The organism is Pseudomonas sp. Marseille-Q7302, assembly GCF_965111925.1.
In genome coordinates, this window is sequence record NZ_CBCOPK010000001.1 from 978,610 (window position 1) to 992,401 (window position 13,792).

Annotated in this window: 11 protein-coding genes and 1 pseudogene; 8 read left to right on the forward strand and 4 right to left on the reverse strand. The window is 66.9% G+C overall.

The window, feature by feature from the left end; all coding sequences use genetic code 11:
• Positions 1–72: 72 nt before the first annotated feature.
• Positions 73–783: a TetR family transcriptional regulator gene (locus ACWPW1_RS04625; RefSeq protein WP_434775811.1), complete on the forward strand. Its 711-nt coding sequence runs from the start codon at positions 73–75 to the stop codon at positions 781–783.
• Positions 784–842: 59 nt separating this feature from the next.
• On the opposite strand, the gene ACWPW1_RS04630 is transcribed toward ACWPW1_RS04625, so the two are convergent.
• The gene (locus tag ACWPW1_RS04630) at positions 843–2,879 is read right to left on the reverse strand and encodes an oxidoreductase (protein WP_434775812.1); all 2,037 of its coding nucleotides are present in this window, start codon (positions 2,877–2,879) and stop codon (positions 843–845) included.
• A 177-nt stretch (positions 2,880–3,056) separates the two neighbouring features.
• Between ACWPW1_RS04630 and ACWPW1_RS04635 the strand changes: the two genes are divergently transcribed.
• From ACWPW1_RS04635 to ACWPW1_RS04645, 3 genes are all read left to right on the forward strand, one after another.
• Positions 3,057–3,806 carry an electron transfer flavoprotein subunit beta/FixA family protein gene (locus ACWPW1_RS04635; RefSeq protein WP_434775813.1) on the forward strand — a complete coding sequence of 250 codons (750 nt, stop codon included), beginning with the start codon at positions 3,057–3,059 and terminating at the stop codon, positions 3,804–3,806.
• Complete coding sequence (locus ACWPW1_RS04640; protein WP_454252441.1) at positions 3,806–4,732, forward strand: electron transfer flavoprotein subunit alpha/FixB family protein; 927 nt, start codon at positions 3,806–3,808, stop codon at positions 4,730–4,732. The genes ACWPW1_RS04635 and ACWPW1_RS04640 overlap by 1 nt, the downstream gene beginning before the upstream one ends.
• A gap of 118 nt (positions 4,733–4,850) precedes the next feature.
• Entirely contained in the window at positions 4,851–5,732 is an 882-nt protein-coding gene (locus tag ACWPW1_RS04645; RefSeq protein ID WP_434775815.1) for a glycine betaine ABC transporter substrate-binding protein, read from the forward strand.
• A 66-nt stretch (positions 5,733–5,798) separates the two neighbouring features.
• Here ACWPW1_RS04645 and ACWPW1_RS04650 read toward each other — a convergent pair whose 3' ends face one another.
• The 3 genes and pseudogenes from ACWPW1_RS04650 to ACWPW1_RS04660 form a co-directional block, all read right to left on the reverse strand.
• Entirely contained in the window at positions 5,799–7,328 is a 1,530-nt protein-coding gene (locus ACWPW1_RS04650) for an FAD-dependent oxidoreductase (RefSeq protein ID WP_434775816.1), read from the reverse strand.
• 80 nt (positions 7,329–7,408) lie between these two features.
• A pseudogene (locus ACWPW1_RS04655) lies at positions 7,409–8,323 on the reverse strand (cation diffusion facilitator family transporter).
• Positions 8,323–8,748, reverse strand: a complete 426-nt coding sequence (locus ACWPW1_RS04660; RefSeq protein WP_454252442.1) for a polyribonucleotide nucleotidyltransferase — start codon at positions 8,746–8,748, stop codon at positions 8,323–8,325. Before ACWPW1_RS04660 ends, ACWPW1_RS04655 begins: the two are co-directional and overlap by 1 nt.
• Before the next feature lie 102 nt (positions 8,749–8,850).
• Between ACWPW1_RS04660 and hrpB the strand changes: the two genes are divergently transcribed.
• The 4 genes from hrpB to ACWPW1_RS04680 all read left to right on the forward strand — a co-directional run bounded on the left by hrpB (position 8,851) and on the right by ACWPW1_RS04680 (position 13,788).
• Positions 8,851–11,355 (forward strand): ATP-dependent helicase HrpB, encoded by a 2,505-nt coding sequence (hrpB, locus tag ACWPW1_RS04665; RefSeq protein ID WP_454252443.1) that lies wholly within the window; start codon positions 8,851–8,853, stop codon positions 11,353–11,355.
• A gap of 111 nt (positions 11,356–11,466) precedes the next feature.
• Entirely contained in the window at positions 11,467–12,297 is an 831-nt protein-coding gene (locus ACWPW1_RS04670) for an oxidoreductase (RefSeq protein ID WP_454252444.1), read from the forward strand.
• A 12-nt stretch (positions 12,298–12,309) separates the two neighbouring features.
• Positions 12,310–13,248, forward strand: coding sequence for an AraC family transcriptional regulator (locus tag ACWPW1_RS04675; RefSeq protein WP_323148955.1), 939 nt, complete (start codon positions 12,310–12,312; stop codon positions 13,246–13,248).
• A 111-nt stretch (positions 13,249–13,359) separates the two neighbouring features.
• Positions 13,360–13,788: a pyridoxamine 5'-phosphate oxidase family protein gene (locus ACWPW1_RS04680; RefSeq protein WP_454252445.1), complete on the forward strand. Its 429-nt coding sequence runs from the start codon at positions 13,360–13,362 to the stop codon at positions 13,786–13,788.
• Positions 13,789–13,792: the final 4 nt, after the last annotated feature.

Sequence of the window (13,792 nt, forward strand, 5' to 3'; positions counted from 1 at the left end):
ACTCACCTTCGTGCACAGAAAAAGCGCGGTGCTGTACAGTTGCCGGACAGTATTGCACGGGACAAGAGGTCGATGGCGCGACAGAGCAAGGCGCGGGACAAGGACGCGGACAGTGGCTGGCGGGGTTCGGCCGATGGCTGGCTGGAGGCGGCCTACGAGGCCTTGAAGGAGTCCGGCATCGACGGAGTCAAGGTGATGCCGCTCGCCAAACGGCTGAAGCTGTCACGAACCAGTTTCTACTGGTTTTTCGAGGATCGGGAGCAATTGCTGGCGGCACTGCTCGAGCGTTGGCGCGACAAGAATACCGGCAACCTGGTCCGGCAGTGCGAAAGCTATGCGGAAAGCATCGCCGAGGCGATCCTCAACGTCTTCGAATGCTGGTTGGACAACACGCTGTTCGACTCCCAGTTCGAGTTCGCGGTACGCAGCTGGGCGTTGCAGTCCGAAGAGGTGGCAGCGGCCATCGCCGCTGCCGACCGCACGCGCATGGCGGCGCTGTCCACCATGTTCCGGCGCTTCGGCTACGACGCCGATGCGGCCGACACCCGGGCGCGCACGCTGTACCTGACGCAGATTGGCTATATCTCCATGAAGACCGACGAGGGACTGACCGAGCGCTTCCGGCGTATTCCGCACTACACCAGCATCTTTACCGGCGAGCGGCCTGCCCAACGCGAGCTCGACCGCTTCTTCGGCAAGTTCGGCTATGCCGAGACCGAGCCTGGAGTCTTCGTACCGCTCAGCGAGACCTTCCGGCAGGCGCCGACAACCGACGAATACTAGGGCGACGGTCCTCACGCCCTGGCCCCCGATCCGGAGGCGGGGCAGGGCGTGCGGCGGCACTACAGGTCCTTCATCAGTCGCAGCGCATCGTAGATTGCCGCATGGGTATTGCGCGCGGCCACGGCATCGCCGATGCGGAACAGCTGGAAACGCCCGGCCGGGTTGGTGACGATGTTCTGCGGCTTGCCGGCGATCAGGTCCTGGTGCTCCACGGCGCCATCGTTCTTCGACTGCGGCCTTAGCTCGAAATAGAGATCGTCCAGCGGCACCGTCCCGTGGTTCACCACCACCTGATCGACCACGCGTTCCTTGTGGACGGGACCGTAGTCGCTCTTGAAGGTAGCGACCAGCCTGCCATCGCGCCGCTCGACCCGGTCGACGCGGTAGGTCACCGTGAAGGTCACGTCGAGGTCCTGCAGCGTCCTCATGTAGGGCACCAGGTTCATCGCCATGACTTCGGCGGAAAAGGCGCGGTCGGGGGTGACGATCTCCACGCCGGCGCCGCTCTTGGCGATGACTTCCGCGGCCTGCAGGGCGGCATGGTCGCCGGCGTCGTCGAAGATCAGCACCTGGCGCCCGGGTTTGACGTCGCCGGAGATGATGTCCCAGGTCGAGACGGTGAGGTCGTTGCCCTGGCTGAGGGTCTCGGTATGGGGCAGGCCGCCGGTGGCGACAATCACCACGTCGGGCTCTTCCGCCAGCACCGTATCGGCTTCCGCCCAGGTGTTGAAGGCGAACTCCACGCCCAGGCGTTCGCACTGGGCCATGCGCCAGTCGATGATGCTGATCATCTCGCGCCGTCTTTCGTTCTGGGCGGTCAGGCGGATCTGGCCACCCGGCCGATCGGCCGCTTCGAACACCTTGACGCGGTGCCCGCGTTCGCCGGCTACCCGGGCGGCTTCCAGCCCTGCCGGACCAGTGCCGACGATCACCACCTTGCGCGGCACCGCCGCCCTGGGGATGTCGTGGGGCATGGTGGTCTCGCGGCCGGTGGCGGCATTGTGGATGCAATAGGCCGCACCGCCCTGGTAGATGCGATCCAGGCAGTAGTTGGCGCCAACGCAGGGGCGGATCTCTTCTTCGCGCTTCTCGATGATCTTGCGCACGATGTGCGGATCGGTCATGTGCGCCCGGGTCATGCCAATCATGTCGACCTTGCCGGAAGCGATGGCGTGGCGCGCGGTGGCGACATCGGGAATCTTCGCCGCATGGAAGGTCGGGAAGCCGGTGGCCGAACGGATCTCGCCGGCGAAATCCAGGTGCGGCGAGTTGCGCATGCCCTGGATCGGGATCACATCGGTAAGGCCCGCATCGGTCTCGATATGGCCGCGGATCACGTTGAGGAAGTCCACCAGGCCACTGTCCTTGAGCAACTGGGAGATGGTCATGCCTTCGTTGGCATCGATGCCGCCTGGCAACGTCTCGTCGCCGGTGTAGCGAATCCCCACCAGGAAGTCCTCGCCGCAACGCTGGCGAATGCCGCGCAGGATCTCGAAGGTGAAGCGCATGCGGTTTTCCAGCGAGCCGCCATAGGGGCCGTCCAGGGTGTTGGTCAGCGGCGACCAGAACTGGTCCATCAGATGGCCGTAGGCCTGCAGCTCCAGACCGTCGAGGCCGGCGTACTTCATGCGCTCGGCGGCGTCGACGTAGTCCTTGACGATGCGCTCGATATCCCAGTCTTCGATCTGCTTGGGAAAGGCCCGGTGCGCGGGTTCGCGCTCATGGGAGGGCGAGACCACCGGCAGCCAGTCGGCCTTGTCCCAGCGGGTGCGCCGGCCCAGGTGGGTGAGCTGGATCATCACCGCGGCGCCATGCTCGTGGCATTCGTCCGTCAGGTCCCGCAGCCAGCCCACTACCTCGTCCTTCCAGGCCAGCACGTTGTTGAACACCGGCGGGCTATCGCGGGAGACGGCCGCCGAACCGGCCGTCATGGTCAGGGCGACCCCGGCCTTGGCACGTTCGACATGGTAGGCCCGGTACAGCGCCTTGGGCATGCCGTCCTCGGGATAGGCCGGCTCATGGGAGGTGGTGATGATGCGATTGCGCAGGGTCAGGTGCTTGAGCTGGTACGGCTGCAGGAGCGGATCGGTGGACATCTCGGGCTCTCCGGGCGAACGACATCAGGCGTGTTTTCGCTCAATCTGGATTCAATGTACAGGTGTGTCAACAAATAAATCTGTCGTGTACATTTCTCTTGCCGAAGGCGATGGGCTGTGGCTAGGATTGGCCCATTGCCGGTGGTTGGCATGGCCTCAATAGCCCCAGGAGAGACGATGAAAGTGCTCGTTGCGGTGAAGCGCGCTATCGATCCGAACATCAAGGTTCGTGTGAAGGCCGACGGCTCCGACGTCGAGCTGACCGGCGTCAAGATGGCGTTGAATCCCTTCTGCGAAATCGCCGTCGAGGAGGCCATCCGCCTGAAGGAAAGGGGCGTCGCCCAAGAGGTCGTGGTGGTGACGGTCGGCAGCAACGCTGCGCAGGAGCAGTTGCGCACGGCCTTGGCTCTGGGCGCCGACCGAGCGCTGCTGGTAGAGCTGCCAAGTCCCCTGGAGCCGCTCAACGTGGCCAAAGCGCTGGCCCGGGTGGTCGAGCGCGAGCGCCCAGACCTGGTGCTGTTCGGCAAGCAGGCTATCGACCAGGAAAACAGCCAGACGGGCCAGATGCTGGCGCAGCTCGCCGGCCTGCCCCAGGCCACCTGCGCCTCGGCCTTGAGCCATGCAGCAGGGGAGTGGATCGTCGAGCGCGAGATCGATGGCGGGCGTCAGACCGTCGCGCTGCGTTCGCCCGCCGTCGTGACCTGCGACCTGCGGCTCAACGAGCCTCGCTATGCCTCGCTGCCGGCGATCATGAAGGCCAAGAAGAAACCCCTGGAGGTGCTGGATGGCACGGCCCTGGGGGTTGCGACCAGAACGCACACCCGCCTGCTGGGCGTGCAGCCCCCGATCCAGCGGATGGCGGGCATCCGGGTCCAGTCCGTCGACGAGCTGGTCAGCCACCTCAAACAGCGTGCAGGAGTGCTCTGATGTCCAGTCTGATCGTCGCCGAACATCACCTTGGCCAGCTCAAGGCCGCCACGGCAAACGTCATCATGGCGGCCAGGGAGCTGACGCAACCGATCGAGCTACTGCTGATCGGGCCGGGCGCTTGCGCCGCAGCAGAGCAGGCTGCAGCCTTCGCCGGGGTAGAGCGGGTGCTGGTGGCCGAGACCGCCGAGTCGTGTGCACCCGAAGTCCTGGCCGAGCTGATCGCCAGGCTGGCGGGACGCCGTCTTGGGCATGTGCTGGCCGAGGCGAGCACCCAGGGTCGCAGCGTCCTACCGCGCGTGGCTGCCTTGCTGGATGTCGGGATGATCGCCGAGGTCATCGCCATCGACAGCCAGACGGTGTTCCGCCGACCGATCTATGCCGGCAATGCCATCGCCTGCGTCGAATCCCTCGATGAGGTGCGAATCCTGACCGTGCGCGCGTCCGCTTTCGCCAAGGCGGAGCGATGCGCGACGCCTTGCCCGATCGTGCGGCTGGAGGAGGCGCTGGCACCGGCCGCGAGTCGTCTCGTCAGCGAGGTGCTCAGCACCAGCGCACGGCCCGAGTTGGGCAGTGCGCGCGTGGTGGTGTCCGGTGGGCGTGGCCTGGGCAGTCGGGAGAATTTCGCCCTGGTCGAGCGAGTCGCCGATCGACTGGGCGGCGCTGTCGGAGCCTCCCGTGCCGCCGTGGATGCCGGCTTTGCGGGTAACGATCTGCAGGTGGGCCAGACCGGCAAGCATGTCGCGCCCGACCTCTATCTGGCCGTGGGCATCAGTGGCGCCATCCAGCATCTGGCAGGCATGAGCGGCTCCAAGGTCATCGTCGCCATCAACCAGGATGGCGAGGCGCCTATCACCCAGGTAGCCGACTACACCCTGGTGGCCGATCTGTTCGAAGCCCTGCCGGCCCTGGAACGGGCACTGTAGCGGGCCCTCCTCAAGACCCGGGCGTGCGGGAGCAGGCCTGGCCCCTCTCAACAACAACGCGTTCTTCGACTTGATACTGCCAGCAACAACAACACTACAAACGCCGGAGATAGAGCTGATGAATGTTGCACAGAACATCAAACGCAAGGTCCTGGGTCTGGTCGCCGTGCTGGGCCTGACAGTCGCCAGCCAGGGTATTCACGCTGCCCAGGGACCGGTCCGCGTCGGCTGGGTCAACTGGTCGGATGCGGAAATCACCGCGAAGCTCGCCCAGGCTGCCATCGAGGACCAGTTGAAGCTGCCGGTGAAGATGGTGCAGGCCGACATTGGCATCCAGTTCCAGGCCATGGCCAATGGCAGCATCGATCTCATTCCCATGGTCTGGCTGCCTACCACCCATGCGGTGTTCGTCGACAAGCACAAGGACAAGCTCACCGATCTGGGCGTGCTCTACGAGGGCAAGCTGGGCATGGCGGTACCCGACTCCATTCCCAAGAGCGAACTTTCCAGCGTCGAGGACCTGAAGAAGCCTGAGGTGCGGGCCAAGCTCGAAGGCAAGATCCTCTCCTCGGAAGTGGGCAATGGCCAGTACAAGCTCACCGAGAAAGCCTTCGACGTCTACCAGCTCAAGGGCTACAAGATCGTCGCCTCGTCCGAAGTCGGCATGCTCACCGAGATGGATCGCAATCTGAAGCGTGGCAAGTGGTCGGTGATCAATGCCTGGAGCCCGCACTGGATGTTTTCCAAGTGGAAGCTGCGCTATCTCGACGATCCCAAGGGCGTCTTCGGTACGGCGGAGCAGATCCATGCCATCGCACGCAAGGATTTTCCGGCCGAGTATCCGAAGATCGCCACCTTCTTCGCCCATTACCATCTGCCAGACGGCGACTTGCAGCAGCTGATGCTGCAGGCACGCGAGAGCTCCGCCGACAAGGTCGTGGCCGACTACTACGCCGCCCACAAGCAGATGTTCGCCGACATGTTCAATGGCAAGAACTGAGTGCCTAGAAGCTGGCTATCCGTCCAATGAGGACGTGCCCGGTCACCCGAGCGCGTCCTGGTTGGATCAAGACGCGGCCAGAATCTCCAAGGCGCGAGCGCGCGGCAGAGGCTGCCGCATGAGCTGGCTCAGCACCGCGGTGGCACGCTCTCGTTGGCAGGCGACTACACCCACCACCAGATCGTCGGCCAGCAACAGGGCGACGAAGGTCTGATCACCCAGGCTGCCGTCGAGGTGCATGTCATCCCACTGGCGGGGGTGGCCGAGGTATTCGTAACGCTTGCCGTGGTGCAGGGTCCAGAAGAAGGGGACGTCGGCATAGGCCTCGGCCTGGCCGAGCAGGTTACGCGCGGCCAGGCGGCCGTGCTGCTGGGCCAGGCGCCAGTGCTCGATCCGGGTGGGCCGGCCGGCATAGGGGAAGGTGGCCAGGTCGCCAGCGGCGTAGAGGCCTTCCGCGGCCTTGAGCTGGGCATCCACCGGTATGCTGCCATCGTCCGCCAGAGGCAGGTTGGCGAGGAAAGCCGTCGCCGGAGCGATGCCGGTGCCTACCAGCACGACATCGGCGGGTAGACGGGTACCGTCCTTGAGTCTGACCTGCCGGACCTGACCTTCGCCTTCGAAGCCCACCACCTCGTGGGGCGCATGAAAGGTGACGCCATTGGCCTCGTGCAGGGTCTTGAAGTGCTGACCCAGGGTCTCGCCCATCTGTTTGACGAAGGGCAGGGAGGCGGGAGAGACCACGTCCACTGCCAGGCCCTGCTTGCGCAGGGCGGAGGCGGCTTCCAGGCCGATGAAGCTGGCACCGATGATCACCGCCCGGCCCTCGTCGGGCAGGTCGGCCAGGATGGCGGCCGCGTCAGCGCGGGTCCGCAACAGGTGGATGCCCTGGAGGTTGGCGCCTGGCACGGCCAGGGGTTTGGGCTCGCCGCCAGTGGCGAGTACGCAACCGTCATAGTCCAGGGTCTGGCCATTGCTTAGTTCCAGCTGGCGTACCTGGGCATCCAGGCGCACCACCTCGGCGTGCAGGCGTTCGATGTGCTGCTGACGGAAGAAGTCGGCATCGCGCAGCGGTGGAGCCTCTTCTGGGGCCTTGTCGCCCTGGAGGACGAATTTGGACAGGGCGGTACGATCATAGGGCTCGCCCGGTTCCTGGCCGATCAGCACAAGGCGGCCGCCAAAGCCGAACTCACGCAGGGCAGCGGCGGCGGCCGTGCCTGCGGCGCCGGCGCCAACGACGACGAACAGGCGCTCGTCACGCTGGATTTCGGCCGCTTGTGCGGGCAGTGGCTCGGTACCGACCAGCACCTCGCCATCGCGCACCTCCACCGGGTAGCGCTGCAGGGCATCCAGCGCGGGTGGTTCGCAGAGGCTGCCGTCATCCACGGCGAAGCTCGCCTTGTGCCAGGGACAGACCAGCCGCCCCTGGCAGACGGCGCCCTCGGCCAGCGGGGCGCCGGCATGGGGACAGTTGGCCTGAAAGGCCCGCACCTCGTCGCCGACGCGCAGCAGCAGGATGGTGGTGTCTTCGATCTCGACCGCAGTACCGCGGTCTTCACGCAGGTCCGCAAGGCGCGCGACCGGGTGCAGGGTATTCATGGTCATCTCCCGGCGCTCTCTGGAACGCTCTCCGAATCAAGCTTGCAGATTCGAGAGAACGCAGCGGCGCCGGGTTCCGCTCAGGTGGCGGGCGGCAGGGGATGACGGTGGGGGACGTCCGGCGCATCCAGCGGATCGGCGTGGACCAGCACCTCGGCCTGGGGGTATTCGGCGCAGATGGCCGCCTCGACCTCGTCGCACAGCACATGGGCGCGCGACAGGCTCATCTGCCCCGGCAGCTCCAGATGCAGTTGCACGAATCAGTGATTGCCGGAGAGACGGGTACGCAGGTCATGGGCACCGATCACGCCAGGTACCTGGCAGGCCAGCTGCAGCATGTGCTCGCTGATGTCGGCGGGCAGTTCCTGGTCCATCAGCACGCCGAAGGAGTCACGGGCGATGCCGTAGGCGCTCCAGAGGATGTAGAGGGCGATGGCCAGGCCGAACAGTGGATCCAGCCAGTACCAGCCGAAGCCGGTCAGCGCCAGGGCGATTAGGATGCCGACGTTGAGCAGCAGGTCGGAGCGATAGTGCAGGGCGTCGGCGCGGACCACCGTGGAATCGGTAAGGCGGATGACGTGCTGCTGGTAGGCCACCAGCATGGCAGTCAGGGCCAGGGAAAACAGGGTGACGGCGATGCCCAGGGCATGGGCGCCGAGGGGCTCGGGGTGTTGCAGGCGACCGATGGCCTGCCAGGCGATGAGTACGGCGCTGACGCCGATAAAGACCGCCTGGGCGATACCGGCCAGGGACTCGGCCTTGCCATGACCGTAGCGGTGGTCGTCGTCCGCCGGTTTGAGGGCGTAGTGCACCGCCAGCAGGTTGAACACCGAGGCCAGCCCGTCGAGCAGCGAATCGGTCAGGCCGGCGAGCAGGCTGACCGAACCGCTGAACCACCAGGCCACGGCCTTGGCCAGGATCAGCGTCGTCGCCACGGCCACCGAGGCGGTCGTGGCGCGACGCAACAGCCGTTCGGTGCGGTGCGGATCGCTCATCAGGCGTGCGGGGCGAGGCCCAGGCTGGCGAGCTGCTCGGTGTTGCCGCTGCGTTGCAGCAGGCGGGGATCGTCCAGCGGCAGGTTATGGCCGGTGGCCTGCTGGATGATCGCCTTGAGGCGTGCGCGATCGACGCTGCCGTCCGGGTTGACCGCCTTGTTCAGCTCGGCCGGATCCACCTCGGCACGGCGGTTCTCGGGGAGATAGATGGCACCGGTGGCGAAGTCCACGCCAAAGGCGATCAGGCCGGGGATGATGTAGAACAGCAGGCCGATGGCATCGAGGGCGACGATGCCCGGGTCGATACGGCCACTGCCGGTGATCTGGCCGCGGCGCTCGGGGTAGAACAGGGAGCCGCAAGCGGTCAGCTGGGTGAACAGGGCGGCGGCGAGGACGCCACACACCGCGCGGGTACGCATCGACATAGACAACCTCCGGTTGGATGAGGCCGCCACTATAGCGGCCGGAATTGCGACGGGCGAGACGCTTTATACTGCCCGCCCTGTTGAGACCACCGGCCGTGCCCAATGACGCCCTTGCCCATCGATGTTGTCCTGCCCGACCTGCGCCAGGCCCTCGCCCGCCGTGATGACTGCGTGCTGGAAGCGCCGCCCGGCGCCGGCAAGACCACCCGGGTGCCCCTGGCGCTGCTGGACGAACCCTGGCTGGCCGGTCAGCGCATCCTGCTGCTGGAGCCGCGCCGGCTGGCGGCTCGCGCTGCCGCCGAGCGTCTGGCCGCGGAGCTGGGTGAAGGCGTCGGCGAGACGGTGGGCTATCGCATCCGCCTGGAAAGCCGGGTAGGGCCGCGCACCCGCATCGAAGTGGTCACCGAGGGCATCCTTACCCGCCGGCTGCAGGATGATCCGGCGCTGGACGGTGTCGGCCTGGTGATCTTCGACGAATTTCATGAACGCAGTCTGGACGCCGATCTGGCCCTGGCGCTGACCCTGAGCGGGCGCGAGCTGCTGCGCGATACGCCGCTCAAGGTGCTGGTGATGTCCGCCACCCTGGAAGGCGAGCGTCTCGCCGCGCTGCTCGGGGGCGCGCCGGTGGTGCGCAGCGAAGGCCGGATGTTTCCGGTCACGACCCGCTGGAGTCGACCGCTCGGCCAGGACGAGCGTCTGGAAGCGCGGGTGGCGGCCACGGTGCTGCAGGCATTGGACGAGGAAACCGGCAGCCTGCTGGTGTTCCTGCCCGGGCAGGCCGAGATCCGCCGCACCGCCGAGCGGCTGGCGGATCACTTGCCTGCTGCGGTGTTGCTCTGCCCGTTGCATGGTGAACTGGAACTGGCGGCCCAGCGGGCAGCCATCGAGCCGGCGCCAGTGGGCAGCCGCAAGGTGGTGCTGGCCACCAATATCGCCGAGACCAGCCTGACCATCGAAGGGGTACGGGTGGTGGTGGATGCAGGTCTGGCACGGGTGCCGGCCTTCGATCCCGGCAGCGGCATGACCCGTCTGACCACCCGCCGCATCTCCCGCGCCTCGGCCACCCAACGCCAGGGCCGCGCCGGCCGACTGGAGCCGGGCGTCTGTTACCGGCTTTGGTCGGAAGAGCTGCACCAGCAATTGCCGGCCTACGACAGCGCCGAGATCCTCCAGGCCGACCTCGCCGGGCTGGCGCTGCAACTGGCCCGCTGGGGCATGAGCGCCGAGGAGCTGGCCTGGCTCGATCCCCCGCCCGCCGCGGCCCTGGCCCAGGCCCGCGACCTGCTGATGCGCCTGGGTGCCCTGGACGACCAGGGCGTGCTCACCCCCCACGGCCAGGCCATGAGCGGTCTGCCGGCCCATCCGCGGCTGGCGCACCTGCTGTTGCGTGGTCAGGCCTGGTGCCTGGCCGAGCGCGCCTGTGAGATAGCCGCACTGTTGGGCGAGCGCGACCTGGCGCCGGGGCAGGGCGCCGACCTGCATACCCGTCTGCTGCTCCTGGCCAGCGAAGGGCGCGGCCCGCGCGGCGGGGTGGCGCGCATTCGTCAGCTGGTCCGTCAGTACCGCGGCCTGCTGCGTGGCAAGGCCGAGCGGCCGGTGGCCGATCCCGAACACCCGCGCTGGACCGGGGCCCTGCTGGCCTGCGCCTATCCGGATCGTATCGCCCAGCAGCGCAAGGCCGGCGGCCAGGACTATCGGCTGGCCAATGGCCGGGCCGCCAGCTTTGGCGAGCCGGATGGGTTGATGAAGTCGCCCTGGCTGGTGGTGGCCGACCTGGGCAGTCGCCAGGGGCAGCGCGAGGAGCGCATCTACCTGGCCGCCGAACTGGATCCGGCGCTGTTCGAGGGGCCGCTGGCCGAGCAGGTGGTGAGTCACGACGAACTGGACTGGGACGAGCGCGAAGGCGTCCTGCGCGCTGAACGCCAGCGCCGGGTCGGCCAGCTGGTGCTGAGTCGCGAGCCGCTGAAGAACCTGGACGCCACGGCCCGCAGCCGCGCGCTGCTGGGGCTGGTGCGGCGGAAGGGCCTGGAGTTGCTGCCCTGGACGCCGGAGTTGCGCCAGTGGCAGGCGCGGGTGGCCTTGCTGCGCCAGCTGGACTTGCAGCAGAAGCAGGCGAGCGACTGGCCGGATGTCAGCGACGCGGCCCTGCTGGCCAGCCTGGAAGACTGGCTGCTGCCCTACCTGGACCGTGTCACCCGCCTGGCCCACTTCGCCAATCTGGACTTGGCCGCCATGCTCCAGGGCCTGCTGCCCTGGCCGCTGCCGCGCCAGCTGGACGACCTGGCCCCGCGCACCCTGGCGGTACCCTCCGGCTCCAACATCCGCCTGGACTACGGCGAGCACCCGCCTGTGCTGGCGGTGCGGTTGCAGGAGCTGTTCGGCCTGGCCGATACCCCGCGCATCGCCGGCGGGCGCCTGGCGGTCAAGCTGCACCTGCTTTCCCCGGCGCGGCGTCCGGTGCAGGTCACCCAGGACCTGGCCAGCTTCTGGGCCAACACCTACCTCGACGTGAAGAAGGACCTCAAGGGCCGCTACCCCAAGCACTACTGGCCGGACGATCCGCTGATCGCCGAACCGACGGCGCGAGCCAAGCCCAGAGGGACCTGAGCCACTGGCGTCGATGTTGAGAGGATTGGGCAAGACCACCAGACGATCCGGCAGCGAGGGCTGCGTACCCGGGCGCTAGCATGGCCGCTTCCTACACCGAGGGAGCGAGCCATGAACGAGTACAAGACCCTTTTCATCACTGGCGTGAGCAGTGGTCTGGGCAATGCCCTGGCACGGGAAGCCCTGGTGGCCGGCCATTGCGTCATCGGGACGGTGCGCCAGGAAGCCGATCGCCAGGCGTTCGCCGCCTTGTCGCCCAGGGCCCATGGCGTCCTGCTGGATGTCACGGATCACGATCGCGTGGACGCGGTAGTGGCGGAGGCCCAGGCAGCGCTTGGCCCGGTGGACGTACTGGTGAACAATGCCGGCTACGGGCACGAGGGCATCCTTGAGGAGTCACCCCTGGAAGAGCTGCGTCAGCAATTCGAGGTCAATGTCTTCGCGGCGGTTGCCGTCACCAAGGCCTTCCTGCCGTCCTTCCGCGAGCGGCGTCGCGGTCATATCATCAACATCACCTCCATGGGCGGCACCATCACCCTGCCGGGCATCTCCTACTATTGCGGTAGCAAGTTCGCCCTCGAAGGTATCTCGGCGGCCCTGGGCCAGGAATTGGTGCCGTTCGGGGTCTGGGTCACCGCCGTGGCGCCAGGCTCCTTCCGCACCGACTGGGCGGGTCGCTCGATGCGCCGCAGCGCCCGCAGCATCGCCGACTACGATGAGCAGTTCGTGCCGATTCGCACGGCGCGCGAAGCCAAGAGCGGCAAGCAGCTCGGCGATCCGCACAAGGCCGCCCAGGCGCTGTTGCGCCTTATCGCCATGCCAGCGCCGCCCACGCAATTGCTGCTGGGCAGCGATGCCTTGCACCTGGTGCGCGAACGCCTGGCCGCGGCCAGCCGGGAGATCGACCGGTGGGAGGGCCTGACACTTTCCACCGATGGCTGAAGAGGAGGGTCCATGACCCCGAGCGATCCCGTCCCCGCGCGTCTGGTAGCTTTGCTAGGTAAGCTGGCACCACGGGAGGGCTACAACCTCAGCGCCTTGGAGGACGTCCGCTTCCTGCGCTCGGATCGCCCCCTGACCGGCGTACCGGTGCTCTACGATCCCGGTGTCGTCATCGTCTGCCAGGGTGGCAAGCGCGGCTACTTCGGCGAACGCGTCTATCGTTACGACGCCCAGCATTACCTCGTGGTATCGGTGCCCGTACCCTTCACCATGGAGACCGATGCCAGCCCGGAGGCACCGCTGCTGGCCATCTACCTGCGGCTTGATTTTCGCCTGCTCGGTGAACTGGTGCTGCAGCTCGATAGCGAACTGGGACCAACGGTCGAGCCACCCCGAGGACTCTATGCTTCGCCCCTCGATGAGCCGCTGCGCCAGTCGACCCTACGCTTTCTGGAGGTGTTGAGCGTGCCGACGGACGCCCGATTGCTGGGGCACGCCTTGCTGCGCGAGGTCTACTATCGGATCCTGACCGGTGCCCAGGGCGGCTCGTTACGCGCGGCCCTGGATCGCCAGGGACATTTCGGCCGCATCGCACGATCATTGCGTACCCTGCACGCCCGCTATGCCGAGCGGCTGGACGTCGCGTCGCTGGCGCAGGAGGCGCGCATGAGTCAGCCCAGCTTTCATCGACACTTCCGCGAGGTGACGGGTACCACGCCCATGCAGTACCTGAAGTCGACCCGGCTGCATCAGGCGCGGCTGCTGATGCTGCGCGACGCCCTGCCGGCCGCGAGCGCGGCCTTTGCCGTGGGCTACGAAAGCGCCTCGCAGTTCAGCCGCGAATTCAAGCGTCTGTTTGGCCGGACGCCGTTGGCGGAAATCGACTGGATGAAGGCGACCTACGCACTGCCGGTGCCGCCCGCGTCGGCGCTATACGTGTCTTCCCACTAGGGCAGCCCGTCCGAAAAGCCGGGTTGGCGCCGGCGCATCGGAACCAAGCGGCGGCAGTTTCGGGTCTGAATTCAGACGGGCAACACCGCCCACCCCACCGGAGCGACCCCCATGGCCGACAAGACCCTGCACGACCTGTCCAAAGCGATGAGCGATCTGGATTTCTGCATGCTGACCACCGGCACCGGACGCCTGACCAGCCGGCCGATGAGCAACAACGGCGACGTCGAGTACGATGGCGATTCCTGGTTCTACGCCTATGACGACTCGGCCAAGATCCGCGACATCGAACAGGATCCGGCGGTGGGCCTTAGCTTCAGCGAGGGCAAGAGCCTGCTGGGCAAGCCCGGCATCTTCATCGGCATCGAGGGCCGGGCCGAGCTGATCCGTGACAAGGCGCAGTTCGAGGCGCACTGGACCAAGAAACTGAACCGCTGGTTTCCCCAGGGCACCGATACGCCCGGCATGATCCTCATCAAGGTGCATGCCGAGCGCATCCGCTATTGGGATGGCGAGGAAGAAGGCGAGCTGCGTCCCTAGCGCC

Excerpts from the sequence above, each read along its gene's own strand:
- ACWPW1_RS04625 (WP_434775811.1), top strand. The coding sequence starts at position 73 with ATGGCGCGACAGAGCAAGGCGCGGGACAAGGACGCGGACAGTGGCTGG.
- ACWPW1_RS04630 (WP_434775812.1), bottom strand. The coding sequence starts at position 2,879 with ATGTCCACCGATCCGCTCCTGCAGCCGTACCAGCTCAAGCACCTGACC.
- ACWPW1_RS04635 (WP_434775813.1), top strand. The coding sequence starts at position 3,057 with ATGAAAGTGCTCGTTGCGGTGAAGCGCGCTATCGATCCGAACATCAAG.
- ACWPW1_RS04640 (WP_454252441.1), top strand. The coding sequence starts at position 3,806 with ATGTCCAGTCTGATCGTCGCCGAACATCACCTTGGCCAGCTCAAGGCC.
- ACWPW1_RS04645 (WP_434775815.1), top strand. The coding sequence starts at position 4,851 with ATGAATGTTGCACAGAACATCAAACGCAAGGTCCTGGGTCTGGTCGCC.
- ACWPW1_RS04650 (WP_434775816.1), bottom strand. The coding sequence starts at position 7,328 with ATGAATACCCTGCACCCGGTCGCGCGCCTTGCGGACCTGCGTGAAGAC.
- ACWPW1_RS04660 (WP_454252442.1), bottom strand. The coding sequence starts at position 8,748 with ATGTCGATGCGTACCCGCGCGGTGTGTGGCGTCCTCGCCGCCGCCCTG.
- hrpB (WP_454252443.1), top strand. The coding sequence starts at position 8,851 with ATGACGCCCTTGCCCATCGATGTTGTCCTGCCCGACCTGCGCCAGGCC.
- ACWPW1_RS04670 (WP_454252444.1), top strand. The coding sequence starts at position 11,467 with ATGAACGAGTACAAGACCCTTTTCATCACTGGCGTGAGCAGTGGTCTG.
- ACWPW1_RS04675 (WP_323148955.1), top strand. The coding sequence starts at position 12,310 with ATGACCCCGAGCGATCCCGTCCCCGCGCGTCTGGTAGCTTTGCTAGGT.
- ACWPW1_RS04680 (WP_454252445.1), top strand. The coding sequence starts at position 13,360 with ATGGCCGACAAGACCCTGCACGACCTGTCCAAAGCGATGAGCGATCTG.